This is a genomic window from Agromyces sp. ISL-38, assembly GCF_018613935.1.
Lineage (GTDB): Bacteria > Actinomycetota > Actinomycetes > Actinomycetales > Microbacteriaceae > Agromyces.
In genome coordinates this window covers 130,580-152,961 of sequence record NZ_JAGGPF010000002.1, presented here as the reverse complement: position 1 = coordinate 152,961, position 22,382 = coordinate 130,580, and the positions used below count along the sequence as shown (strand labels likewise).

Genomic DNA, 22,382 nt, shown 5'->3' with positions numbered 1-22,382 from the left:
GACGCGTGCCGTGCCGCTACCCGCGCACGCACGACCCCGAGTCGACGGGAGCGCTGAGCGTCGGCGCCTTCGCCGCGAGCGGCGCGAGGGTCGCGACCGGAATGGCGAAGCCGACATTGTCGACCGAGTCCGCCTTCGCGAACACGACGCCGCCCACCGCGCCGTCGCCCGTGAGCACCGGCCCGCCCGAATTGCCGTGGTCGACGTCGGCGGCGAGCGTCATGATGTCGCGGGTCGAGGTGCTGCCGCCCTCGCTGATGGTGACCGGCCCGCTCGACATCACGCGCGCGGGTCGCAGCTCGAACGGCCCGCCGAACGGGTAGCCCGCCACGGCGACCTCGGCGCCCGCCGCGGGCTCGCCGAGCGCGAGCGGGGGAGTGGCGAGGCCCTCCACGGCGATGAGCGCGAGGTCGTGCTCAGTGTCGAATGCCACGACGCGCCCCTCGACCGCCGGCTGCCCCGGCGCTTCGATGATCGGCTCGGTGACGCCGGCCACGACATGCGCATTCGTGACGATCCGGTTCTCGGCGACGACGAATCCGCTGCCCGAGAGACTGCTGCCGCACTCGAATGCCGGGCCCGTGATGCGGACGACGGATGCAGCGGCGCGGGCGAGTTCCGCGTCGTCGACGACGCCCGTGGGCAGCTCGGGGCTCTCCTGTGGAGCGTCGAGCACGTCGACGAGCCACGGGATGGCGCCGCCGAGCGCGGCCGTGCGGAGTTCCGCGAGGAGCGAGCGCGCGGGGGCCGGCGTCACGTTGTCGAGCACCTGGAGTACTCGCGAGCTCGCGACCGCGGGCGAGAGCACGGGAACGCCCATCGCCGAGACGCCCGAGCCGACGAGCGCCACGACGAAGGCCGTGACGAGCAGGTTGCCGATGGCGCCGAGCACGCGGTCGAGGACCCCGAGCTTCACCGCTCGGGCGCCATGGCGGAGGGCCCCGCCCACCACGGCGCCGAGCCAGGCGCCGGCCGAGAGCAGCATGAGTGCGGCGACGATCGCCGCGGGCGCGCGCCACTCGGGCACCGGAACGATGCCGGTGATCCACGGCATGACGAAGTAGGAGGCGATGCCGCCCGCGATGAGGCCGACGAGTCCAGCGGCGGTTCCGAGGATGCCAGAACGGTACCCGTTCACGATCGCCCCGATGAACACCACCACGAGCACCAGGTCGAGCACCAGGCTCCAGCCCATCACGTCTCCGTTCGTCGCGCCGCGCGCGGAGCGCGGAACACCAGCCTGCGGCATCCGTCTTCGAGAGTGCTGAAGGCGCGCTCGCGATCGGCCTCGTCCGCATCCCACGACGGATCCCGTCGTCGTCGTCCGCACATAGTCGAGAGGACACAAACGCGCGGGCGCGGGGGCGCCGCCTGGATTAGGGTCTGACGTGTCCGTCGGCACCCGCCCGGGCTGATCAACGTGAGGAGCCGTGGATGCGCGTCGGCATGTTCCTGAATTACGCGGGTGGTTTCCGCGAGGTCGCCGACGAGGTCGCCGAGCTCGAGCGGGCCGGCCTCGACCTGATCGCCGTGCCGGAGGCGTATTCGTTCGACGCTGTGAGCCAGCTCGGGTTCCTTGCGGCGCGCACCTCGACGATCACGCTCGCATCGGGCATCTTCCAGATCTACACCCGCACGCCCACCCTGACGGCGATGACGGCAGCCGGCCTCGACTACGTGTCGAACGGCCGCTTCGAGCTCGGCATCGGCGCGTCGGGGCCGCAGGTCATCGAGGGCTTCCACGGCGTTCGGTACGACGCGCCGCTCGGCCGCACCCGCGAGATCGTCGAGATCTGCCGCATGGTGTGGCGTCGCGAGCCCGTGGTGCACGAGGGAACGCGGTACCGCATCCCCCTGCCCGCGGGCGAGGGAACAGGACTCGGCAAGCCGCTCAAGCTCATCAACCACCCTGTGCGCGAGCGCATCCCGATCACGATCGCCTCGCTCGGCCCGAAGTCGGTCGAGCAGACCGCCGAGATCGCCGACGGCTGGCTGCCGATGTTCTTCCACCCCGAGCGTGCAGCCGGCGTGTGGGGCGACGCGCTCGCCGCGGGCCGCGCCCGTCGCTCGCCAGAACTCGGCCCGCTCGACATCGTCGCGAGCCCTGCGCTGGCCATCACCGATCATCCCGAGGCGGTGCTGCCGCTCGTGAAGCCGCAGCTCGCGCTCTACGTCGGGGGCATGGGCGCACGCGGCAAGAACTTCTACAACGACCTCATTGCGAGCTTCGGCTTCGAGGCGGAGGCGGCACGCATCCAGGACCTCTACCTCGAGGGGCGCAAAGACGAGGCGATCGCGGCCGTGCCCGACGAGCTCGTGCGCGCCGTCTCGCTCATCGGCACGGCGTCCGACGTCGCCGAGCGCGTCGCGGCATTCGCAGACGCGGGGGTCACGAGCCTCACGGTCACGCCGCTCGCGCGCACCTCAGCCGAGCGGGTCGCGCTCATGTCGGGCTTCCGCGCGCTCGTGGGCTGACGCCGCCACGGGGCATCCGTTGCGGTAGCCAGGGGGCGTGCGCCGGATCTCGACGTCCGCGGACGATCCCGTGCCAAAATCACCGCGCCACTGGTGCGCGCCGCATGCGAGGTCTAGCGTGAAACCCGAGCGCACGAGGTGGTGCGCTCGAGGGACAACTGGGGACGAACCGCTGTGACGGGAACGTTCGAGCTCGTCGGCCCGACCGAATGGCTCGAACTCCCGTCGGGCGGTGCCGGGTCGCCCGAGTCGCCCGAGTCGCACACTGCCGCGCTTCACTCGTCGGCGAGAACTGCACCGGCCGACACATCGCGTCCGCGCCAGGCGGCATACGCCCACACCGCGAGCGCCAGCATCGGGCCCCAGAACCAGAACGGCAGTACGAGGTTCACGACCAGCGCGTCGGCCGGGGCGTCGGGGCCGCCGACGAGGGTCACGAACATCGGCGCGGCCGAGATGCAGAGCGCTCCCGCGGCGATGAGGCCTGGAACGGTGGCGGCCGAGACAGGAACAGGGCGGCCGCCGATGCGCGGCATCCACCGCGGAAACTCCACGCCCCACGGCAGGATCAACCCGAGGGTGAGGATGCTCGCGGCGATCGCGCCGGCGCCGAGCATGAGGCCCGTGGCCAGCATGGCGGGTGGGAGCGCGCCGTGGCTCGGGCCGAACACTGGCCACGGCGTGAGCCAGCTCAGCCGGGCCACGGCATAGGGCACCGGGCCGAGCGCCGCGAGGATCGTGAGTGCGCCGCGGTGGCGTACGAGCCACGCCTCGAACGAGCGTCGGCCACGGGTGGCCCGGATGGCGATGATGGCGAGCGCCGTCCAGGCGAGGGTCGCGCCGACCACCACGACGATGACGACGAGGTTCGGCAGGTCGGCGGCGAGGGCGCCGCCGAACGCGGTCGCGAACTCACCGACGCCTCCGAGGGTCAGCCCTCCGGGCCAGACGGATGCCGCGAGCAGCACTCCGAAGCCGGCGAGCAGCGGCAGGCCGAGGCGAGGCGCACGAACCAGGGTCACGACGATCGTGACGATGCCGGCGACCACGGCGGCGAAGCCGAACAGGTAGCCCGCGTAGGCGATGATCGCCATGCTGCCGAACGTGATGCCCGCGACGAATGCGAGGACGGCTGCGACGACGCCGAGCGGAGCGACACGACGCGCCCCGGGGCGGAGCCGGGCGAGCATCGCTGCGAGCACGACGCCGCCAGCACCGGTCACGACCGCCGTCCAGGCGACGGCATCGGGCCCGAGCATCGTGCTCACGATGCTCGACATCCGGGTTCCAGCGAACGGGTTCAGCCAGGATGCGAGGAGCCAGGTGAGCCCGAGCCCTGCGACCGCCGCCGATGCCACGAGGGCCGTGTACACCGGCGCGCGGCGGGAGAGCACCTCCGCGGCGGCGCTCCGCCCGTCCTCTGCTTCACGTGGCAGGGAGGGATGTTCTGCGGACCTCATGTCGGATCCAATCGTGGTGTGGTGTCGTTGCCGGCGGCCTTGTCAGCGTGCCGCCAACCCTGGCCCCGCCACCTCACCCGAGCGGGTGAGACCTAGAACGCTGCCGCCGACTAGCGTGGTCGTGGAATGGTCACCGCCTCACGCACCCTGCAACCGATGCCCGCCGGTCGTCGCGCCGAGGAGCCGCGCCCGCCGACGTCCGCCGACTGGGTGTCGGCGGCGGCGGCCGCGGCCGCGCTGCTGCCCGTCACGCTCGTGGAGATCTTCGGTGCGGCGCGTCTTCCGCACGACGCGACGTGGCTCACCGTCACGCTCGTGCTGCTCGCCGTGCTGCACATCGTCGTCGTCTTCCGCCGCCGCTGGCCCCGCGCCGCCCTCGCTGCGGCATCCGCCGTCATGCTCGCGCTCACGATCGTGAGCCTGCCCGGCACACCGGCGATCGTGGTGCTGCTGCCGAGCAGTCTCGCCTACCTGATGTTCGTGTTCACGGCGGCCATGAGCGACGATCGCATCGCGGATGTCGCGGCCATCGTCGTCGGCGTCATCGGCGCGGGCATGATCACGGGTGTCGCGGTGGCATGGGAGCCCTCGGCCGAGGTCGGACTGCTCATCGCACTCGGCGGGTTCCTCGTCGCGTCGATCGGCGCGGCGTGGGCCCTCGGACGCTACCTGCGGGAGTCTCGCCGCAAGCTCGCCGCGCAGGCACTCGGCCGCGAGCAGGCCGCAGAGCTCCAGCTGCAGGCCGAGCGCGCGGCCGTCGCCGACGAACGGCGCCGCATCGGGCGGGAGCTGCACGATGTCATCTCGCATTCGCTTGCCGTGATGGTGGCGCAGGCCGAGGCCGCCCGTGTGCTGCAGGGCCGCGATGACACCCGTTCGCGCGCCGCGGTCGAGCAGGTCGTGGCGACCGGTCGGGCCGCCATGGCCGACATGAGGGGACTCCTGGGCGTGCTCGCCGAGCCGCCGGCCGGCGACACGACCGAGAGCGGAACCGTGCCCCTGGCTCCCAGCCCGGGGCTCGACGACGTCGCCGGTCTCGTCGAGCTGGCCTCAGGCCCCGAGCGCCTGATCTCACTCACGCAATCGGGCTCGCCCCGCGCGGTGAGCCCAGGCGTCGCCCTCACCGCGTATCGCGTGGTGCAGGAGTCGCTCACGAACACGCTGAAGCACACCGATCCGCCGACCCGGAGCGGGGTGCAGCTCTCGTGGGGCGAACACGAGCTCATCGTCACGGTGACCGACGACGGTGCGGCACGGGCCTCGGCCGGCCGGCATCGCCCCGAGCAGGCCGGCCGCGGCATCCGGGGCATGGGTGATCGAGTCGAGCAGGCCGGTGGACGGTTCGAGAGCGGACCCCGTTCCGACCGCGGATGGCAGACGCGAGCGAGTCTTCCGCTGAGCCTCGAGGAGCACCATGACTGACCCGGCAGCGCCGGCTCGCATCCGCGTCGCGATCGCCGACGACCAGGAGCTCATCCGCTCCGCGCTCGCCGCCATGATCGAGGTGCACGACGGGCTCGAGCTCGTCGTCGAGGCATCCGACGGGGCAGCGCTGCTCGAACAGGCCAGAGCCCATCGCATCGACGTCGTGCTCATGGACATCCGGATGCCGCGCCTCGACGGCATCACGACGACCGGGCTGCTCCGCCGCGATCATCCGCACACGCGAGTGCTCGTGCTGACGACCTACGACCTCGACGAGTACGTGTTCGCGGCGATCCGGGCCGGTGCGAGCGGATTCCTGACGAAGGACGTCTCGAGCGATGAGCTCGCCGCGGCGATCGGCGCGGTGCACGCCGGCGACGCCGTGATCGCGCCGAGGGCGACGGCGACCCTCGTCGACTTCGTCGCCTGGGCGCCGGGCGCGGCCGATCCCGAGGCGCTGCTCGCCCGATTCACCGCGCGAGAACGCGAGGTGCTCGGCGAGCTCGTGACGGGCGCCTCGAATGAGGTGATCGCCCGCCGCCTCTTCATGACGGGCAACACCGTGAAGACCCATGTCGCTGCCATCCTCGCCAAGCTCGAGCTGCCCGACCGGGTGCACGTCGTGATCTGGGCGTTCGAGAACGGAATCGCGGGGCCACGACCCCAGCACCGCTGACGCGGTGTCAACCCCGCGCGCGCGGGTACCGCCACTCGTATCGTCGAGACCATCGACGCGTGCCGTCGATTCGGATGAGGCGAAGGAGACCGGATGTCGCGAAACGCGCGGGAGTTCGCGTGCCGGCGCGAGGCGGTGTTCGAGGTGCTCGCCGACGGGTGGCTCTACCCGTCGTGGGTGGTCGGCGCATCGCGCATGCGTGATGTCGAGCTGACGTGGCCTCGGCCCGAGAGCCGGCTGCACCACTCCGTCGGCATGTGGCCTGCCGTGATCGATGACGTGACGGTGAGCCTCGACTGGTCGCCGCCGCGCCGTGCCGTCTTCCAGGCGAAGGGCTGGCCGATCGGCGAGGCGACCGTGACGATCGACGTGAAGCGGCGGGGCGGCGGATGCGTCGTGCGGCTGCAGGAGGAGCCCGCGGCCGGGCCCGCGCGCTGGGTGCCGCGGTTCCTCACGGAGCCGTTACTGCTGTGGCGGAACGCCGAGTCGCTCCGCCGGCTCGCGTTCCTCGCCGAGGGACGGGAGTACCGGGGCGAGAGCCGGACGTTCGGATGAGGCGCGTCGCCGTCGTGGCTTGCGGCACTGCCCGACAGAATGAACCCATGATGCCCATGAATCTCCGGCGTCGCCCGGCGGCGGCGCCGACGGCATGACCTCGTTCGACGCGATCATCGTCGGGGCAGGCCCGAACGGCCTTGCCGCCGCCGTCACGCTCGCCCGGGCGGGCCTCGCGGTGCAGGTGCTCGAGCGCAACGCGACCCCCGGCGGGGGAGCGCGCACCGCTGAGCTCACCCTGCCGGGCTTCCAGCACGACGTGTGCTCGGCGGTGCATGCGATGGCGCTCGCATCCCGGTTCTTCCGCGAGTTCCAGCTCGAACGCCGCATCGAGCTGCGGCTGCCGCCCGCGTCGTTCGGACATCCGCTCGACGGAGGGCGCGCGGGCATCGCCTACCGCGACCTCGAGCGCACCGTCGCGGGGCTCGGGCGCGACGGCGCGGCGTACGGCGCGCTCATGCGCCCGCTCATCGAGCACGCCGACGAGGTCGCGTCGTTCACCGGCTCGCAACTGCTTCGCGTGCCAGACCACCCGCTCACCGCCGCACGCTTCGGGCTCGCCGCGCTCGAGCAGGGGTCGCCCCTGTGGAACGCCCGCTTCGCCGACGATGCGGCACCCGCCATGCTCACGGGCGTGGCCGCGCACGCCATCAGGCCGATGCCGAGCCTCTCGACCGCGGGAGCCGCGCTCTCGCTCACGGCGTTCGCGCACGCACGCGGCTGGCCCATCCCGGTGGGCGGCAGCCAGGCGATCATCGACGCGATGGTCGCCGACCTCCTCGCGCACGGCGGCGAGCTCGTGACGGATGCCGAGGTGACCGACCTCGAGGCGCTGCCGCGGGCTCGCGCCGTGCTCCTCGATGTGACACCCCGTGCGCTCTCGCGCATCGCGCGACGGCGGCTGCCCTCGCGCTACCTCCGCGCGCTCGACCGGTTCGCCTACGGCGACGCCGCGGCGAAGGTCGACTTCGCGCTCTCGGCACCCGTGCCGTGGCGGCATCCGGCGCTCCATGGTGCCGGCACGGTGCACCTCGGTGGCACTCGTGCCGAGATCGCGCGTGCCGAGCGCGAGGTGCACCGCGGCCGGCACGCCGAGTCGCCCTACGTGCTCACGTCGCAGCCGTCGATCGTCGACGAGACGCGCGCCCCCGAGGGGCGGCAGGTGCTGTGGGCCTACACGCACGTGCCCGCCGGATCGACGATCGACCAGACCGAGGCCGTCACGCGCCAGATCGAGCGCTTCGCGCCGGGGTTCCGCGACGTCGTGCTCGCCTCCTCGAGCATGACCGCGATCGAGATGGAGCGCCACAATCCCAACTACGTGCTCGGCGACATCGCCGCCGGTGCAGCGTCGTTCGGCCAGCTCGTGCGGCGCCCGGTGGTCTCGGTCGAGCCGTGGCGCACGCCCGCACCGGGCGTCTACCTCGCCTCGGCGTCGACGCCGCCCGGTCCCGGCGTGCACGGCCTTGCGGGCTGGTATGCCGCGCTCAGCGCCTTGCGGCACGAGTTCGGGGTGCGTACCCGGCCGAACCTCTCGATCGAGTGAGCGGCGGGCGTTCCTGCAGTTTCAACGGCGGTCGGATGCCACGAGGGCGTGCCGCAGCGCGACCGCGCGCACGGCCTCCTCGATGCTGCGGTACCGATAGCAGACCCCGGGACGCGGGCGCATCCACATCATCTCGACCTCGTCGTCGATGAGCTGCAGGTAGCCGATGAGCTTGCGCGTGTCGCCGTCATCGCACCGATCGTCGCAGACCCGCCAGACCGTCTCGCTCAGCGGAGTCAGCTCGACGTGGGAGCCTCCGACCTGAGCCTCGTGTTGCGTGAGCATCGTGCACCATTCCCCATCGAACGTGTCGGCCGTCCAAGCGGTGGACCGGCCCTGCAGACTCCCTGGATGCGCTTGTCGACCATGTTGCGCTGTCGGGGCCGGCCCACCAAGCGGAGCTGCCCAACTCCGTGCATCTGTTCTACGCGTCGCTTCCCGCGATCGACAGCCCTTGACAGTTGTACGGAGCACATGCAAGCAACCCGCGGGTCACCTGCGAGTCGGTCATGCCTCTTGAATCCCCGCGCTCGGAGGCGGACACTCGTGTGATGGACAGGTCTGACGAAGTTCGTGCGGTCGCCGTCGTGGTCGATCGTCTCTCCGCCCATTTCCCCGAGGTCCCACGTGCGCACGTGGAGGCGATCGTGACCGAAGAGCACCAGCGGCTCGACGGCAACCCCATCCGGGACTTCGTGCCCGTGCTCGTCGAACACGAGGCGCGTGACCGCTTGCGAACCGGTGGTGCAGCGGAGGCGGCCGGGCTGCTCTACGAGCCGCCGGCGCCCTGACCGCTCGAAGTGGGCCCCGTGGGGCTCGAACCCACGACCCGCGGATTAAAAGTCCGCTGCTCTGCCAACTGAGCTAGAGGCCCGCGAATCCACAATACCCCGGGTCGGCTCTCGGCTCGGGCGGGTAAGGTGTGCGGCAATGGCTTCCGACTACCATCGCCCCACACGATTCCCGCCCGGGATGTTCGAGGGATTCCTCGGCGGGGAGGATCCCGCGCGCCTGAGCGGTGTCGCGCACGAGACGGCGGCGGCGATCCTCTCGCGTGTGCGGGCCGACCCCGATCCCGAGGTGGTCGAGCGTCTCGTGCACTACACCGACGAGCACGGCATCGACTCCATCGCCGAATTGTGGTCGCAGGCGTCGGCGAAGAGCCTGCCGGGCGCGCTCTGGCGGGTCTACCTCCTGCGGGCGCTCATCCGCCAGGATCCGCTCGGCTCGAGCCTCGCCTTCCAGCGCGGAACCGAGGTCTCGCACACGATCGACCAGGTCGTCGCGGGCGCGCCGGTGCCGGCCGGACCCGACGAGGTGCGGGAGCTTGCCGACCGCATCCTGCACGGGCTCTTCACGGGCGACTTCGCGGTCGCACTCGACCGGGCGGCGGCGTTCGCGCGGGTGTCATGGTCAGGGCTCACGAGCCTCGCCGATGACGCGGATGCCGCTGATGCGGTGAACGTCGGCCGCTCGGGCGAGCTCACACGACGGGCCCTCCGGCTCACGCAACTCGCCGATGAGCTCGCCTCGTGCGCCCGTCTCTGGCGACGCGATTCGCTCGACTGAATCGCCCGGGCGTGAATGCAATCGCCCTCGGCGAACGGGAATGAACCACCCCACCCGCTCGTTTAGACTTGACGAGGTCGGGCCGCAGTAACCCCGGGCTCCAATATTCGCCGCTACGAGCGGCCTCGCGCCGAGAGGCGTTCTGCGGCCCGGCCTCAATCATCTCGATCGGCGACTGATGTCTCCCGGCCGCCCGGCGCGCGGCATCCGCGTAGCATCGGAGCATGGCCTCGACCGTGACCCTCCTCATCGAACCCGTGCCCGCAGGCGAGACCCGCGACGACCTCGACGCGACGTTCCGCGAGGTGGATGCCTCGGCCCCGGCGCTGCGCGTCGGCGAGTTGTCGACTCAGCGAGGCGACGGCATCTTCGAGACCATCGCCGTCATCGACGGACATGCGCAGGAGGCTCGCGCCCACCTCGAGCGCCTCCGCAACTCCGCGCGCATCTGCGAGCTGCCCGAACCGAACCTCCAGCAGTGGCAGGCGGCGATCGCGCGCGCCGTCGCGTCGCTGCCCGCCGAGGGCGAGTTCGCGCTGAAGCTCGTGCTGAGCCGTGGGGTCGAGCACGGCCCGGCGCCGACCGCGTGGTTGCACGTCGCGCCCGCCGCCGACTTCAGCGCAGTGCGGGCCCGAGGCATCCGCGTGGTCACCCTCGACCGCGGTTACGATCGTGACACCGCCGAGCGCGCGCCATGGCTCCTGCTGGGCGCGAAGACGCTGAGCTATGCCGTGAACATGGCGGCACTGCGTGAGGCGAAGCGGCGCGGCGCCGATGACGCGATCTTCGTCACGCCCGACGGGTTCGTCATGGAGGGGCCGACGTCGAGCGTGATCCTGCGGCACGGCGACGTGTACTCGACTCCCGCGCCGTCGGGCGCGATCCTGCACGGCACGACGCAGCAGAGTGTCTTCGAGCACCTCGAGGCATCCGGCGCGCGCACGGAGTACCGCGACATCCGGGTGCCGGAGCTCGGCACGGCGGATGCCGCGTGGCTCGTCTCGAGCGTGCGGCTCGCCGCGGGCATCACCCACATCGACGGCGCGCCGGTGTCGTACGACGCCGACGAGACGCGCGCGCTCAACGAGTACCTGCTGAGCCCGCGCGACTGACGGCGCGGCCGCGGCAGCTCAGCCGAAGCGGCCCGAGACGTAGTCTTCCGTCGCCTTGACCGACGGGTTCGAGAAGATCGTCGTGGTGTCGTCGTACTCGATGAGCTTGCCGGGCTGGCCGGTGCCGGCGATGTTGAAGAACGCCGTGCGGTCGGAGACCCGCGACGCCTGCTGCATGTTGTGGGTCACGATCACGATCGTGTACTGCAGCTTCAGCTCTTCGATGAGGTCCTCGATCGCGAGCGTCGAGATCGGGTCGAGCGCCGAGCAGGGCTCGTCCATGAGGATGACCTCAGGGGAGACCGCGATCGCGCGAGCGATGCAGAGGCGCTGCTGCTGGCCGCCCGAGAGGCCCGAGCCCGGCCGGTCGAGGCGGTCCTTGACCTCGTTCCAGAGGTTCGCGCCGCCCAACGAGCGCTCGACGAGGTCGTCGGCGTCGGTCTTCGAGATGCGCTTGTTGTTGAGCTTCACGCCCGCGAGCACGTTGTCCCTGATCGACATCGTCGGGAACGGGTTCGGTCGCTGGAACACCATGCCCACCTGGCGACGCACCAGCACCGGGTCGACGTCGGGGTCGTAGAGGTTGTTGCCGTCGATGAGCACCTCGCCCTCGACGCGCGCGCCGGGGATCACCTCGTGCATGCGGTTCAGGGTGCGAAGGAACGTCGACTTGCCGCAGCCCGACGGGCCGATGAACGCGGTGACGCTGCGGGGTTCGATCTCGAGGGTCACGCCCTCCACAGCACGGAACTTGCTGTAGTAGACGTTGAGGTCACGGACTTCGATGCGCTTGGACACGGATTTCCTAACTGGCGGGTCAGCGGCCGAACTTCGGGGCGAAGAAGCGGGCGACGAGTCGGGCGATGAGGTTCAGCGCCATCACGATGAGGATGAGGGTGAGGGCGGCGGCCCACGCGCGGTCGATGTAGGCGCTGGCGGGATTGCCCTGGTTCGCGTATTGCGTGTACACGAAGACGGGCAGCGACTGCATGCGCCCCTCGAGGAGGTTGTAGTTCATGCTCGCGGTGAATCCGGCGGCGATGAGCAGCGGCGCGGTCTCGCCGATGACCCGGGCGATCGAGAGCATGATGCCCGTGGTGATGCCCGCGATCGACGTGGGAAGCACGACCTTCACGATCGTCAGCCACTTCGGCACGCCGAGGGCGAACGCCGCCTCGCGCAGCTCGTTCGGCACGAGCCGCAGCATCTCCTCGCTCGAGCGCACGACGACCGGGATCATGAGCACGGCGAGCGCCACCGCGCCCGCGATGCCGAGGCGCACGCCGGGGCCGAGGAAGATCGCGAAGACCGCATAGGCGAAGAGTCCTGCGACGATCGACGGGATGCCGGTCATCACATCGACGAGGAACGTGATGCCCTGAGCGAGCCGGCCGCGGCCGTACTCGACGAGGTAGATCGAGGTCATGATGCCGATCGGGATCGAGATGATCGCCGCGGTGCCCGTCATGAGGAGGGTGCCGATGATCGCGTGCAGCGCCCCGCCGCCCTCGCCGGTGACATTGCGCATGGAGAACGTGAAGAACTCGGGGTCGAAGCGGGACAGGCCGAACGTCACGACCGTGATCGTGAGTGAGATGAGCGGGATCATCGCGAGTACGAAGGCGCCCGTCACGAGGGCGGTCACGAGCCGGTCCATCGCACGCCGCTCGCCCTCGACGAGGGTGGAGAAGAGCCAGATCGAGGGGATGTAGAGCAGCGCGCCCACGAGGATCGCACCGCCCCAGTTGAAGCCCTCGCCCGACCCGATGGCGACGACGCCGAAGACCGCGGCGGCCACCGCGATCGCGACACCGAGGATGGTCCACGGGGCGGAGGCCGGGAGGCGGCCCGCCGTCAGCGAGTTGGCGATCGGCGAGCCGGTGTTCGGTTCGGCCGTGGTCGTCATGGTCATCAGTTGGCTCCCGAGAATTCCTTGCGACGGCTGACGATCCAGCGAGCGAACGCATTGACCGCGAAGGTGACGATGAAGAGGATGAGGCCCGTGGCGATGAGCACGTTGACGTTCATCCCGTAGGCCTCGGGGAAGCTCAGCGCGATGTTCGCGGCGATGGTCGACGGATTCACCGAGGTGAGGAGCTCGAGCGTCACGGCGCCGGTGGCCGAGAGCACCATCGCCACGGCCATCGTCTCGCCGAGCGCCCGGCCGAGCCCGAGCACGGCGGCGGAGATGATGCCCGAACGACCGAAGGGCAGCACCGCGGTGCGGATCATCTCCCACCTCGTGGCGCCGAGGGCGAGGGCAGCCTCCTCATGGAGTACCGGCGTCTGCAGGAACACCTCGCGTGAGATTGCCGTCATGATCGGCAGCACCATCACGGCGAGCACGATCGCGGCGGTGAGGATCGTGCGGCCGGTGCCAGAGACCGGACCGGCGAAGAGCGGGAACCAGCCGAGGTTGTCGACGAGCCACGTGTAGACGGGTTGCACCGCAGGCGCGAGCACGCCGATGCCCCAGAGGCCGAAGACCACGGAAGGCACGGCCGCCAGGAGGTCGACGATGTAGCCGAGCATCGAAGCCAGGCGGCGCGGCGCGTAGTGCGAGATGAAGAGGGCGATGCCGATCGACACCGGCACCGCCATGAGGAGTGCGAGGGCCGCAGCCCAGACCGTGCCGAAGACGAGGGGGCCGACGTAGGCCCAGAAATTCGTCGGGAGGATCGAGGCGTCCTCGTTCGTTGCGAAGAGGGCCGGGAGGCTCTGCACGATGAGGAAGATCGCGACGGCGGCGAGGGTCACGAGGATCATCGAACCCGCGAAGACGGCGGAGCCCGAGAAGACCCGGTCGCCCGGTCGCTGTTTCGCCTTGATCGCGGCGGTTGCGGTGCTCATCTGACGCAATCCTCGAGTTCTCTGGTGGGAATCTGGGACATGGCCGTGCCCGACCCCTTCATGTTCCTCGGAACGTCGGGGGTCGGGCACGAACCTACTACTTGATCGAGTCGATCGCAGCCACGACCTTGTCGCGCAGCGATTCGGAGATCGGAGCCGATCCGGCGCTCTCTGCGGCGACGGACTGGCCGTCTTCGCTCGCGATGTAGCCGAGGTAGGCCTTCACGAGCTCGACGTTGGCGGGGTCCTCGTACTGCTGGCACGCGATGAGGTAGCTCACGAGCACGATCGGGTAGACGCCGGCCTCTTCAGAGGTGCGGTCGATCTCGATGGCGAGGTCGCCCTCGCTCCGACCCTCGACGAACGGAGAAGCGTCGACGATGGCGGAAGCAGCCTCAGGCGAGTACGGCACGAACTCGTCGCCGACCTGCACGGCGACGGTACCGAGGTCGCCGGCGCGTGATGCGTCGGCGTAGCCGACCGTGCCGGTGCCGTTCGTCACGGCGTCGACGACGCCCGAGGTGCCCTGGGCTGCCTCGCCGCCCTCGAACGGCCACACGCCGTCGGCCTCATAGGTCCACACGTCGGGAGCGGCCGCACCGAGGTACTCGGTGAAGTTCTCCGTGGTGCCCGAGTCGTCGGAACGGTGCACGGGCGTGATCGCCTGGTCGGGGAGCTCGACGCCGTCGTTCAGGGCGGCGATCGCCGGGTCGTTCCACGTCGTGATCTTGCCGGCGAAGATGCCCGCGATGGTCGCCGCGTCGAGGTTCAGCGTGTCGACGCCCTCGAGGTTGAAGATGACGGCGATCGGCGAGATGTAGAGCGGGAGCTCCACGATGCTCGAGTCCGCCGCGCACTTGGCGAAGCCGCCTCCGGCGACCTCCTCGTCGTTGAACGCGCGGTCGGAACCGGCGAAGTCGCTCGCGCCCTCGAGGAACGTCTCACGACCGGCGCCGGAGCCCGACGGGTCGTAGTCGATCGTGACGTCGGGGTTCGCGGTCTGGAAGCCGGCGATCCACGCCTGCTGGGCGGCGTCCTGGGCCGACGATCCCGCGCCGACGAGGTTGCCCGAGAGCGACGAGGCCGATTCCTCGGGTGCGGCGCCGCCTTCGTTCGCAGCACAGGAGCTGAGCGCGATCGCCGCAGTGACGGCGATGACGGCGGGCACGCCGAAACGCTTGAGGTTCACGTGATTCCCTTCCGGGGGTTTCAATTGCAGGGGTGTGGGCCGGTGCCGACCCGCCTGCGACGCTAATGAGCGCGCCTTACGAGCATCCGCCACATCGGTGAACAGGAGGTGAACGAGCGCTGTCGGGGCGGCTGCTGCGGCTGTGAGGTTGATGTGAGGGGGAAGGCTCGATGCTGCAGCTGGTGTTCCCGGCGGGTCACCTGTTCGTCACGTCGAGGAGGCTGCCGCAGCGGGCGGGGCTGCGCCTCGCGCCGGTCGATGACCGGCGGGGCTGCCGCCTTTCGCCGAGGGCTTGACGCTTCGCGTCAAGCCCTCGGCGCATGCGTCTCGATGGCGATGATGCCCGAGCTCGGATTGCTCGCAGAGAGGTGCACGACGCTGAACGCGCCGGCCTCGAGCCCCGCGGCATCCGTCACGTACGAACCGAGCGGCGTGCCGGTGGCGAGGGCGATCTCACGCATGATCTCGGGCAGCACGGGGCCGTGGCTGCACAGCACGGCGGCTTTCCCGGCGCGCACCCGCTTGCCCACCACGCGACGCACCTCGCCATTGCCCGACTCCCAAGCGTCTTGGCTGATGCCGTCGTCGCGCTTGATCTTCACCCCGGTCGCGGCGGCGAGCGGTGCCACCGTGGTGACGCAGCGCACCGCCGGACTCGAGACGATGCGCTTCGGCGCCCACGCCGTGAGGGTCTCGACGAGCGCGGCCGCTTGCCGCACGCCGCGCTCGACGAGCGGCCGCGCGGCATCCGATCCCTTCCAGCCGCTGCGCGTCGAGGCCTTGCCGTGCCGCAGCAGCGTGAGGGCGAACGTGCTCGTCACCTCTTGATCGACGAGCTTCGCGAAGGCGTCGAGGATCTCGACGTCGGGCGGATAGCTCAAGTATCCGCGGGCGCGCTTGATCGTCACCCATTCGAGAGCCGCGACCTCGGCATTCGGGCGGAACGTGGACCGCTGCACTGCGCGCTCGCTGACCTCGGCGGCCCAGTAGTGCACGATCTTCTCGCGGCCGCTCGGCAGCGGATAGCGCGAGATGCCGAGCGGCACGCCGAGCGCGACCTGGAGTCCGGTCTCCTCGGCGATCTCACGCACTGCAGTGCGTGGCAGCGATTCGCCGTGGTCGACCTTGCCCTTGGGGATCGTCACGTCGCCGTACACCGTGCGGTGGATGACGAGCACGTGCACCTTGCCGTCGATGAGGCGCCAGCAGACCGCCCCAGCGGCGTAGACCGCCGTCGTCAACGCCGTTTCCCGATTCGCGGGCGGGCGCCGATCTGGTGCATGAGCCCATTCTGCATGTCGCCGAGGGCGTGCCCGGCTTCGGAGACCGAGTGCCGGGTCCACTCACCTGAACCGTCGAGCCGCCACGAGCTCGTCGTGTCGTCCATCGACCGGTCGAAGAGCGCGGCGATCTCGGCGAGGTGGTCGACTTCGGTGAGTCGCACGAGCGCCTCGACGCGGCGGTCGAGGTTGCGGTGCATCATGTCGGCCGAGCCGATGAAGGTCTGCGGGTCGCCGTCGTTCAGGAACGAGAAGATGCGCGAATGCTCGAGGTACCGGCCGAGGATGGAGCGCACGCGGATGTTCTCGCTGAGTCCCGGGATTCCGGGACGCAGGCTGCAGATGCCGCGAACCCAGACGTCGACGGGCACTCCCGCATTCGAGGCGCGATAGAGCGCGTCGATGATCGACTCGTCGACGATCGAGTTCACCTTGATCCGGATGCCGGAGGGTCGGCCGGCCTCGGCGTTTCGGATCTCGGTCGCGATCAGCTTGAGGAGTCCCTTGCGCAAGTGGAGCGGTGCGACGAGCAGGCGCTTGAACTTCTTCTCGATCGCGTAGCCCGACAGCTCGTTGAAGAGCCGGGTGAGGTCTTTGCCGACCTGGTCGTCGGCCGTGAGCAGCCCGAGGTCTTCGTAGATGCGGCTCGTCTTGGGGTTGTAGTTGCCGGTGCCGATGTGGCTGTAGTGGCGCAAGACCCCCTTCTCCTGCCGGATCACGAGTGCGAGCTTGCAGTGGGTCTTGAGGCCGACGAGGCCGTAGACGACGTGCACGCCGGCCTTCTCGAGCTTTCGGGCCCATGAGATGTTCGCCTGCTCGTCGAAGCGGGCCTTGATCTCGACGAGCGCGAGCACCTGCTTGCCGGACTCGGCGGCGTCGATGAGCGCCTCGACGATCGGGCTCTGACCTGAGGTGCGGTACAGGGTCTGCTTGATGGCGAGCACGTCGGGGTCGGCGGCGGCCTGCTCGAGGAAGGCCTGCACGCTCGTCGCGAAGGACTCGTAGGGGTGATGGAGCAGCACGTCTTTGCGGGAGACGGCGGCGAAGACATCCGCTCGCAGGTTCGACTCGGACGGCTGGAGCTGCACGGGGGTGGTCGGCACGTGCGTCGGGTAGTGCAGCTCGGGCCGGTCGAGACGCGACAGGTCGAAAAGGCCGCCGAGGTCGAGCGGCGCGGGAAGGCGGAAGACCTCCTGTTCGGTCACGTCGAGCTCGCGCACGAGCAGGCCGAGCGTGACATCGTCCATGTCGTCGGTGATCTCGAGCCGGATCGGCGGTCCGAATCGGCGCCGCAGCAGCTCCTTCTCGAGGGCCTTGATGAGGTTCTCGGTCTCGTCTTCCTCGATCTCGACGTCTTCGTTGCGGGTGACGCGGAACACGTGGTGCTCGACGATCTCCATGCCGGGGAACAGGTCGCCCAGATGGTTGGCGATGAGGTCTTCGAGCGTGATGTACCGCGCGTCCTCGACGGACTCGTCGGGCTCGACCCGCACGAACCGCGGCAGCATCTGCGGCACCTTGACGCGGGCGAACTCCTGCCGGCCCGTGCGGCTGTTGCGCACGCGCACCGAGAGGTTGAGCGAGAGCCCCGAGATATAGGGGAACGGATGCGCCGGGTCGACCGCGAGCGGCATGAGCACCGGGAAGATCTGCCGCGAGAAGTACTCGCGAAGGTGCTCGCGCTCCTCGTCGCCGAGCTCGTTCCAGGTGACGACCCGTATGCCGGCTTCGGCGAGGGCGGGCTTGACGAGCTCCTGGTAGGCGGCGGCGTGCCGCTCCTGCAGCTCGTGCGCCTTCCTCGAGATGTCGCTCAGCACGTCGGCGGGAGAGCGGCCCACGTTCGTGGGCACCGCGAGACCGGTGACGATCCGTCGCTTGAGGCCGGCGACGCGCACCATGAAGAACTCGTCGAGGTTCGACGCGAAGATCGCGAGGAAGTTCGCGCGCTCGAGCGCCGGCACGCGTGGATCTTCGCCGAGTTCGAGCACGCGCTGGTTGAACGCGAGCCAACTCAGCTCGCGATCGAGGTACCGTTCGGCGGGGAGCTCGGGCGCCCCCTCGATGTCGAGCGGCTCGAAGTCGTCGTCGAAGTCGCTCGACGTCCGGTCTTCGTCGAGGACACTGTCGGCGGTCATCCCCTCATCATGCCATTCACCCGCGAGACCGCGATGAGGAGCGTGTTAACGGGCGGTGACGGGCTGGTCGCGATCGTCTTCCTCGTGCACGTTGAAGCGATAGCCGACGTTGCGCACCGTGCCGATGAGGCTGTCGAGGTCGCCGAGCTTCGCACGGAGACGCCGCACGTGCACGTCGACCGTGCGAGTGCCGCCGAAGTAGTCGTATCCCCACACCTCGCTGAGCAGCTGCTCGCGCGTGAACACCCGCGAGGGATGCGCCGCGAGGAAGCGCAGCAACTCGAACTCCTTGTAGGTGAGGTCGAGCGTGCGACCGTGCACCTTCGCCGAATAGCTCGCCTCGTCGATGACGACACCCGACGTCTGGATGCGCTCGCTCGGCAGGGCGGACTGCGCGCGCCCGATCGCGAGCCGGATGCGTGCGTCGACCTCGGCCGGACCGGCGTGCTCGAGCACGACGTCGTCGATGCCCCAGTCGGGCGTGACCGCCGTGAGGCCGCCCTCGGTGACGATGAGCAGGAGCGGCACCGAGAGCCCCGTCGTGCGCAGGATCTGCGAGAGCGCCTTCGCACCTGCGAGGTTCGTTCGGGCATCGAGGAAGACGAGATCGGATTCCGGCGCTCTGACCAGCTGCTCAGGCGAAGCGGGGATGACCCGCGTTCGGTGAGTCAGGAGTGACAGAGCCGGAAGAACATCATCGTTGGCTGCCGGCGACAAGATCAGCAGCTGCGCCACGCACACACCCTCCAGTAGTAAGGTGCGTCAATACTACGGGACGCCGGGCCCCCCGACGTGCGAGCCGAACGAGGAGACCATGCAGACGCATTCCGAGTCACGCGGATGGCCGGGCATCTTCCTCGTCTGGGCGATCGCGCTCGCTGGTGCGATCGTCGTCGTCGCGCTCGCGTACGGCGGCACGGACTCCTGGTTCGGCGACGCCTCGTGGCTCGGCGTCTACGGGGCGCTCGGGGTGGTGCTCGCGGCATCCGTGCTCGCGGCGCTCGTCACGCAATTGGCGTCGAGGCGGCCGGCGGGCTTCGTCGCACGCGCGAGTGCGAGCGTCGGCGGCGCGGTCATCGTGGTCGCGCTCGCGGCGGCCCTGGTGGCCCCCGTGGCAGCCGCGGTGAACGGGTAGACTTTCCGCATGGAGTCGTTGCTCGCCCTCGAATTGCTGTTCATCGGTCTGCTCGGCCTCGCGAGCCTTGCGATCGCGTATATCAGCGGGGTCGTCGTCTACAAACTGTTCCGGGGGCAGCGCTAACTCGTGATCGAGTTGCCCGTCGACCTTCCGGCCGAGCTCGTTCCGCTCTCCTGGCTCATCGGGGTCTGGGAGGGATCCGGTGTGATCGACTACAAGATCGGCGATGGGTCGGTCACCCACGAGTTCGGCCAGCGGGTGAGCTTCAGCCACGACGGTCTCCCGCACCTGAACTACACGTCGTACACGTGGCTCTTCCCCGAGACGGTGGGCGGCGAGCCGGCCCCTCTCGCCACCGAGACCGGCTACTGGCGCATCGCGCGCGATCTCGGCGAGGGCGACGTCGGCCCGGCGCTGCTCCCGGCGGTCGGCGAGCCGCCCTATCCCGACGCCGATTCCGTGGAGACCCTGCGCAACGCCGACGGCGGATTCGACCTCGAGGTGTCGATCGTGCACCCGGGCGGTGTCAGCGAGCTCTACCTCGGCCAGGTGAAGGGGCCGCGCATCGACCTCGCGACCGACGCCGTGATGCGCACCGCGGGCGCGAAGGACTACGCGGCGGCGACCCGGCTCTACGGCCTCGTCGAGGCGCACCTGCTGTGGGCGTGGGACATCGCAGCGCTCGGCCAGGACCTGCGCACCCACGCCTCTGCTCGACTCGCGAAAGTGGACTGATGACCTCCTCCCCGTTCCTCGCCATACCCGGCGCCGTCGTCGCGGAGGGCGTCGACGCCGGCGTCGTCGGCCATTACGGCGGCCCGATCGTCGAGCAGCGCAAGCTCGAACGCGGCGAGGCGATCGTCGACCTCTCCAACCGCGGCGTCGTCAGCGTCGCCGGCCCCGACCGCCGCTCGTGGCTGCACTCGATGACGAGCCAGGCGCTCGACCGAGTGCAGCCCGGCGAGAGCGCCGAGGCGCTCTTCCTCGGCGCATCCGGTCGAATCGAGCATGCGGTGCACGCCATCGACGACGGCGAGACCACGTGGCTCATCGTCGAGGGGGCCGAGGCCGAGCCACTCACGGCCTGGCTCGACCGCATGCGATTCATGCTCCGGGTCGAGGTCGCCGACCGCAGTTCCGAGTTCGCGGTGCTCGGCGCCATGTCGGTCGAGGCGCTGGATGCCGCGACCGCGGCGTTCACGCCGGCCGGCATCGCCCTCAACTGGGTCGACCCCTGGACGGCGCTCACCCCGGGCGGCTACCAGTACGCGCACGAGGCGGGCCACCCGGCATCCGCGTGGCACTGGATCGAACGCATCGTGCCGCGCGACGCGCTCGCCGACGCTGCAGCAGCGGTGGAGGCCGGCCGCGTCGCCGCCGCGGGTTCGCTCGCCGCCGAGGCCCTGCGCATCGCCGCGTGGCGCCCGCGCCTCGCCACCGAGGTCGACGAGAAATCGATCCCGCACGAGCTCGACTGGCTGCGCAGCGCCGTCGATCTCGGCAAGGGCTGCTATCGCGGTCAGGAGACCGTGGCCAAGGTGCTGAACCTCGGCAGGCCGCCGCGCCGGCTCGTGCTGCTGCACCTCGACGGCAGTGACACGGTGCTGCCCGTCGCGGGCGATGCCGTGGTCGGTGAGAAGCTGCGGCCAGAGCCCGAGCCGGGCGCCGAACCCGAGCGCCGCCCCGTCGGCCACGTCACCTCGAGCGCCGTGCACCACGAGCTCGGGCCGATCGCCCTCGCCGTCGTGAAGCGGCAGGTGCCGCCCGACCTGACCCTCATCGTCGAGAGCCACGGCATCGACGTCGCCGCGGCGCAGGTCGAGATCGTCCCTGCCGACTCCGGCGCGGCGGTCGAGGTGCCGAGACTGCCTCGGCTCGGCGTCCGCAAGTGACCACGGCCGCCGAGGGGCTTGCAGCGCGATTCGCAGCGGGCTCACGGCGGCTTGGGGACTCCCTCCCCGCGATCCTGCAGATCACGGCGACCGCGGTCGCGTCCTACGCGTTCGCGCGGTTCGTGGTCGGGCACGAGCAGCCGCTGATCGCGGCGATCGTCGCCATCACAGCGCTCGGCTTCGTGCGCGACGCCCGGCCCGTTCGCGTGCTCGAGACGGTGATCGGGATGACGCTCGGCATCGCGCTCGCCGAGTTGCTGCTCCTCGGCTTCGGAGCCGGCATCGTGCAATATGCGATCGCCCTCGCGCTGACGCTCGCCGTCGCGCGCGTGCTCTCGGGCAACGCGGCCTTCGCGATCGTCGCAGCCGTGCAGTGCTCGCTCGTCATGCTCGTTCCGGCGCCCGACGGCGGACCCTTCGTGCGCACGCTCGACGCCGTCGTCGGCGGCGCGTTCGCCTTGCTCGCGACCGCCGTGATCCCGCGGGATCCGCGCCGCACGGCGATGCGCGACGGGCGCCGGCTCCTCGACGAGCACGTGGCGGTGCTCGGCGAGCTCGCGGCGTCGCTGAAGGCCGGCGATCCGGATGCCGCGGGCCACGCGCTGTCGAGGGCGCGAGCAACCCAGCCGCTCGTCGAGGCCTGGGCGGCATCCGTCGACTCCGGACTCGCGATCGCGCGCGTCTCGCCGCTCGTGCGCCGCTCCCGCTTCGACCTCGAGCGGCTGCACGTCATGCTTGCAGGGCTCGACCTCGCGACGCGCAATCTTCGGCTCGTGGCGCGACGTGTCGAATGGACGCTCCGCGACGGCACCCCGCGGCCTGAGATCGCCGAGTTGCTCGGCCGCATCTCGGTCGCGCTAGGCGTGCTCGCCGACTCCCTTCGCGACGTGGCTGCGCAGCCGATCGCGCGCCAGGCGTTCGCCGAGATCACGCGTCACCTCGACCCCGAGCGCCTCCTGCCCGACGCCCCGGTCGGCGACCGCAACGCCGTGCATGCGATTCGCCCCTACCTTGTCGACATGCTCACGGCCACCGGGCTGAGCGTCGATGAGGCGAGGACGCTGCTGCCCGGCTGACGCG

The 22,382-nt window shown here is 70.3% G+C and carries 22 protein-coding genes and 1 tRNA gene; 12 read left to right on the top strand and 11 right to left on the bottom strand.

Annotated features, from left to right (window positions below):
* Nucleotides 1-16: 16 nt before the first annotated feature.
* Nucleotides 17-1,195: a MarP family serine protease gene (locus J7E25_RS03685; protein WP_214868082.1), complete on the bottom strand. Its 1,179-nt coding sequence runs from the start codon at nucleotides 1,193-1,195 to the stop codon at nucleotides 17-19.
* 239 nt (nucleotides 1,196-1,434) lie between these two features.
* Between J7E25_RS03685 and J7E25_RS03680 the strand changes: the two genes are divergently transcribed.
* Nucleotides 1,435-2,475: an LLM class F420-dependent oxidoreductase gene (locus J7E25_RS03680; protein ID WP_214868081.1), complete on the top strand. Its 1,041-nt coding sequence runs from the start codon at nucleotides 1,435-1,437 to the stop codon at nucleotides 2,473-2,475.
* Nucleotides 2,476-2,750: 275 nt separating this feature from the next.
* On the opposite strand, the gene J7E25_RS03675 is transcribed toward J7E25_RS03680, so the two are convergent.
* Nucleotides 2,751-3,935, bottom strand: a complete 1,185-nt coding sequence (locus J7E25_RS03675; protein ID WP_214868080.1) for a hypothetical protein — start codon at nucleotides 3,933-3,935, stop codon at nucleotides 2,751-2,753.
* A 126-nt stretch (nucleotides 3,936-4,061) separates the two neighbouring features.
* Between J7E25_RS03675 and J7E25_RS03670 the strand changes: the two genes are divergently transcribed.
* From J7E25_RS03670 to J7E25_RS03655, 4 genes are all read left to right on the top strand, one after another.
* The gene (locus J7E25_RS03670; RefSeq protein WP_214868079.1) at nucleotides 4,062-5,357 is read left to right on the top strand and encodes a sensor histidine kinase; all 1,296 of its coding nucleotides are present in this window, start codon (nucleotides 4,062-4,064) and stop codon (nucleotides 5,355-5,357) included.
* Nucleotides 5,350-6,036 carry a response regulator transcription factor gene (locus tag J7E25_RS03665; protein WP_214868078.1) on the top strand — a complete coding sequence of 229 codons (687 nt, stop codon included), beginning with the start codon at nucleotides 5,350-5,352 and terminating at the stop codon, nucleotides 6,034-6,036. The genes J7E25_RS03670 and J7E25_RS03665 overlap by 8 nt, the downstream gene beginning before the upstream one ends.
* Before the next feature lie 93 nt (nucleotides 6,037-6,129).
* Nucleotides 6,130-6,591 (top strand): SRPBCC domain-containing protein, encoded by a 462-nt coding sequence (locus J7E25_RS03660; RefSeq protein WP_214868077.1) that lies wholly within the window; start codon nucleotides 6,130-6,132, stop codon nucleotides 6,589-6,591.
* A gap of 94 nt (nucleotides 6,592-6,685) precedes the next feature.
* Nucleotides 6,686-8,137, top strand: coding sequence for an NAD(P)/FAD-dependent oxidoreductase (locus J7E25_RS03655; RefSeq protein WP_214868075.1), 1,452 nt, complete (start codon nucleotides 6,686-6,688; stop codon nucleotides 8,135-8,137).
* A gap of 21 nt (nucleotides 8,138-8,158) precedes the next feature.
* Here J7E25_RS03655 and J7E25_RS03650 read toward each other — a convergent pair whose 3' ends face one another.
* Nucleotides 8,159-8,422, bottom strand: a complete 264-nt coding sequence (locus J7E25_RS03650; protein WP_214868072.1) for a hypothetical protein — start codon at nucleotides 8,420-8,422, stop codon at nucleotides 8,159-8,161.
* Between the two features lie 266 nt (nucleotides 8,423-8,688).
* Here J7E25_RS03650 and J7E25_RS03645 point away from each other — a divergent pair, with 266 nt between their 5' ends.
* The gene (locus tag J7E25_RS03645; RefSeq protein WP_214868070.1) at nucleotides 8,689-8,928 is read left to right on the top strand and encodes a three-helix bundle dimerization domain-containing protein; all 240 of its coding nucleotides are present in this window, start codon (nucleotides 8,689-8,691) and stop codon (nucleotides 8,926-8,928) included.
* Between the two features lie 10 nt (nucleotides 8,929-8,938).
* Here J7E25_RS03645 and J7E25_RS03640 read toward each other — a convergent pair.
* Nucleotides 8,939-9,011: transfer RNA gene (locus J7E25_RS03640), tRNA-Lys, on the bottom strand.
* Nucleotides 9,012-9,067: 56 nt separating this feature from the next.
* On the opposite strand from J7E25_RS03640, the gene J7E25_RS03635 reads away from it, so the two are divergent.
* Nucleotides 9,068-9,706 (top strand): DNA-directed RNA polymerase subunit beta, encoded by a 639-nt coding sequence (locus tag J7E25_RS03635; protein ID WP_214868068.1) that lies wholly within the window; start codon nucleotides 9,068-9,070, stop codon nucleotides 9,704-9,706.
* A gap of 224 nt (nucleotides 9,707-9,930) precedes the next feature.
* Nucleotides 9,931-10,818, top strand: coding sequence for an aminodeoxychorismate lyase (locus J7E25_RS03630; RefSeq protein ID WP_214868066.1), 888 nt, complete (start codon nucleotides 9,931-9,933; stop codon nucleotides 10,816-10,818).
* Between the two features lie 18 nt (nucleotides 10,819-10,836).
* On the opposite strand, the gene pstB is transcribed toward J7E25_RS03630, so the two are convergent.
* The 7 genes from pstB to J7E25_RS03595 form a co-directional block, all read right to left on the bottom strand.
* On the bottom strand, nucleotides 10,837-11,616 hold the full coding sequence (pstB, locus tag J7E25_RS03625; protein WP_214868064.1) for a phosphate ABC transporter ATP-binding protein PstB: 780 nt from the start codon (nucleotides 11,614-11,616) through the stop codon (nucleotides 10,837-10,839).
* Between the two features lie 19 nt (nucleotides 11,617-11,635).
* The gene (gene pstA, locus J7E25_RS03620; RefSeq protein ID WP_215009341.1) at nucleotides 11,636-12,730 is read right to left on the bottom strand and encodes a phosphate ABC transporter permease PstA; all 1,095 of its coding nucleotides are present in this window, start codon (nucleotides 12,728-12,730) and stop codon (nucleotides 11,636-11,638) included.
* Nucleotides 12,730-13,668: a phosphate ABC transporter permease subunit PstC gene (gene pstC / locus J7E25_RS03615; RefSeq protein ID WP_214868062.1), complete on the bottom strand. Its 939-nt coding sequence runs from the start codon at nucleotides 13,666-13,668 to the stop codon at nucleotides 12,730-12,732. The genes pstA and pstC overlap by 1 nt, the downstream gene beginning before the upstream one ends.
* Nucleotides 13,669-13,765: 97 nt before the next feature.
* Complete coding sequence (pstS, locus tag J7E25_RS03610) at nucleotides 13,766-14,857, bottom strand: phosphate ABC transporter substrate-binding protein PstS (protein WP_214868059.1); 1,092 nt, start codon at nucleotides 14,855-14,857, stop codon at nucleotides 13,766-13,768.
* Between the two features lie 305 nt (nucleotides 14,858-15,162).
* A complete protein-coding gene (locus J7E25_RS03605) occupies nucleotides 15,163-16,098 on the bottom strand; it encodes an NUDIX hydrolase (RefSeq protein ID WP_214868057.1) in 936 nt (311 codons plus the stop codon).
* On the bottom strand, nucleotides 16,095-18,272 hold the full coding sequence (locus J7E25_RS03600; protein WP_214868055.1) for an RNA degradosome polyphosphate kinase: 2,178 nt from the start codon (nucleotides 18,270-18,272) through the stop codon (nucleotides 16,095-16,097). The genes J7E25_RS03605 and J7E25_RS03600 overlap by 4 nt, the downstream gene beginning before the upstream one ends.
* 45 nt (nucleotides 18,273-18,317) lie before the next feature.
* Nucleotides 18,318-19,007: a response regulator transcription factor gene (locus J7E25_RS03595; RefSeq protein ID WP_129521640.1), complete on the bottom strand. Its 690-nt coding sequence runs from the start codon at nucleotides 19,005-19,007 to the stop codon at nucleotides 18,318-18,320.
* A 79-nt stretch (nucleotides 19,008-19,086) separates the two neighbouring features.
* Here J7E25_RS03595 and J7E25_RS03590 point away from each other — a divergent pair, with 79 nt between their 5' ends.
* The 4 genes from J7E25_RS03590 to J7E25_RS03575 all read left to right on the top strand — a co-directional run bounded on the left by J7E25_RS03590 (nucleotide 19,087) and on the right by J7E25_RS03575 (nucleotide 22,378).
* A complete protein-coding gene (locus tag J7E25_RS03590) occupies nucleotides 19,087-19,407 on the top strand; it encodes a hypothetical protein (protein ID WP_214868053.1) in 321 nt (106 codons plus the stop codon).
* 129 nt (nucleotides 19,408-19,536) lie between these two features.
* Entirely contained in the window at nucleotides 19,537-20,145 is a 609-nt protein-coding gene (locus J7E25_RS03585; RefSeq protein WP_214868052.1) for an FABP family protein, read from the top strand.
* Nucleotides 20,145-21,302, top strand: coding sequence for a folate-binding protein YgfZ (locus J7E25_RS03580; protein WP_214868049.1), 1,158 nt, complete (start codon nucleotides 20,145-20,147; stop codon nucleotides 21,300-21,302). The genes J7E25_RS03585 and J7E25_RS03580 overlap by 1 nt, the downstream gene beginning before the upstream one ends.
* Complete coding sequence (locus tag J7E25_RS03575; RefSeq protein ID WP_214868047.1) at nucleotides 21,299-22,378, top strand: aromatic acid exporter family protein; 1,080 nt, start codon at nucleotides 21,299-21,301, stop codon at nucleotides 22,376-22,378. Before J7E25_RS03580 ends, J7E25_RS03575 begins: the two co-directional genes overlap by 4 nt.
* The last annotated feature ends 4 nt before the right edge of the window (nucleotides 22,379-22,382 follow it).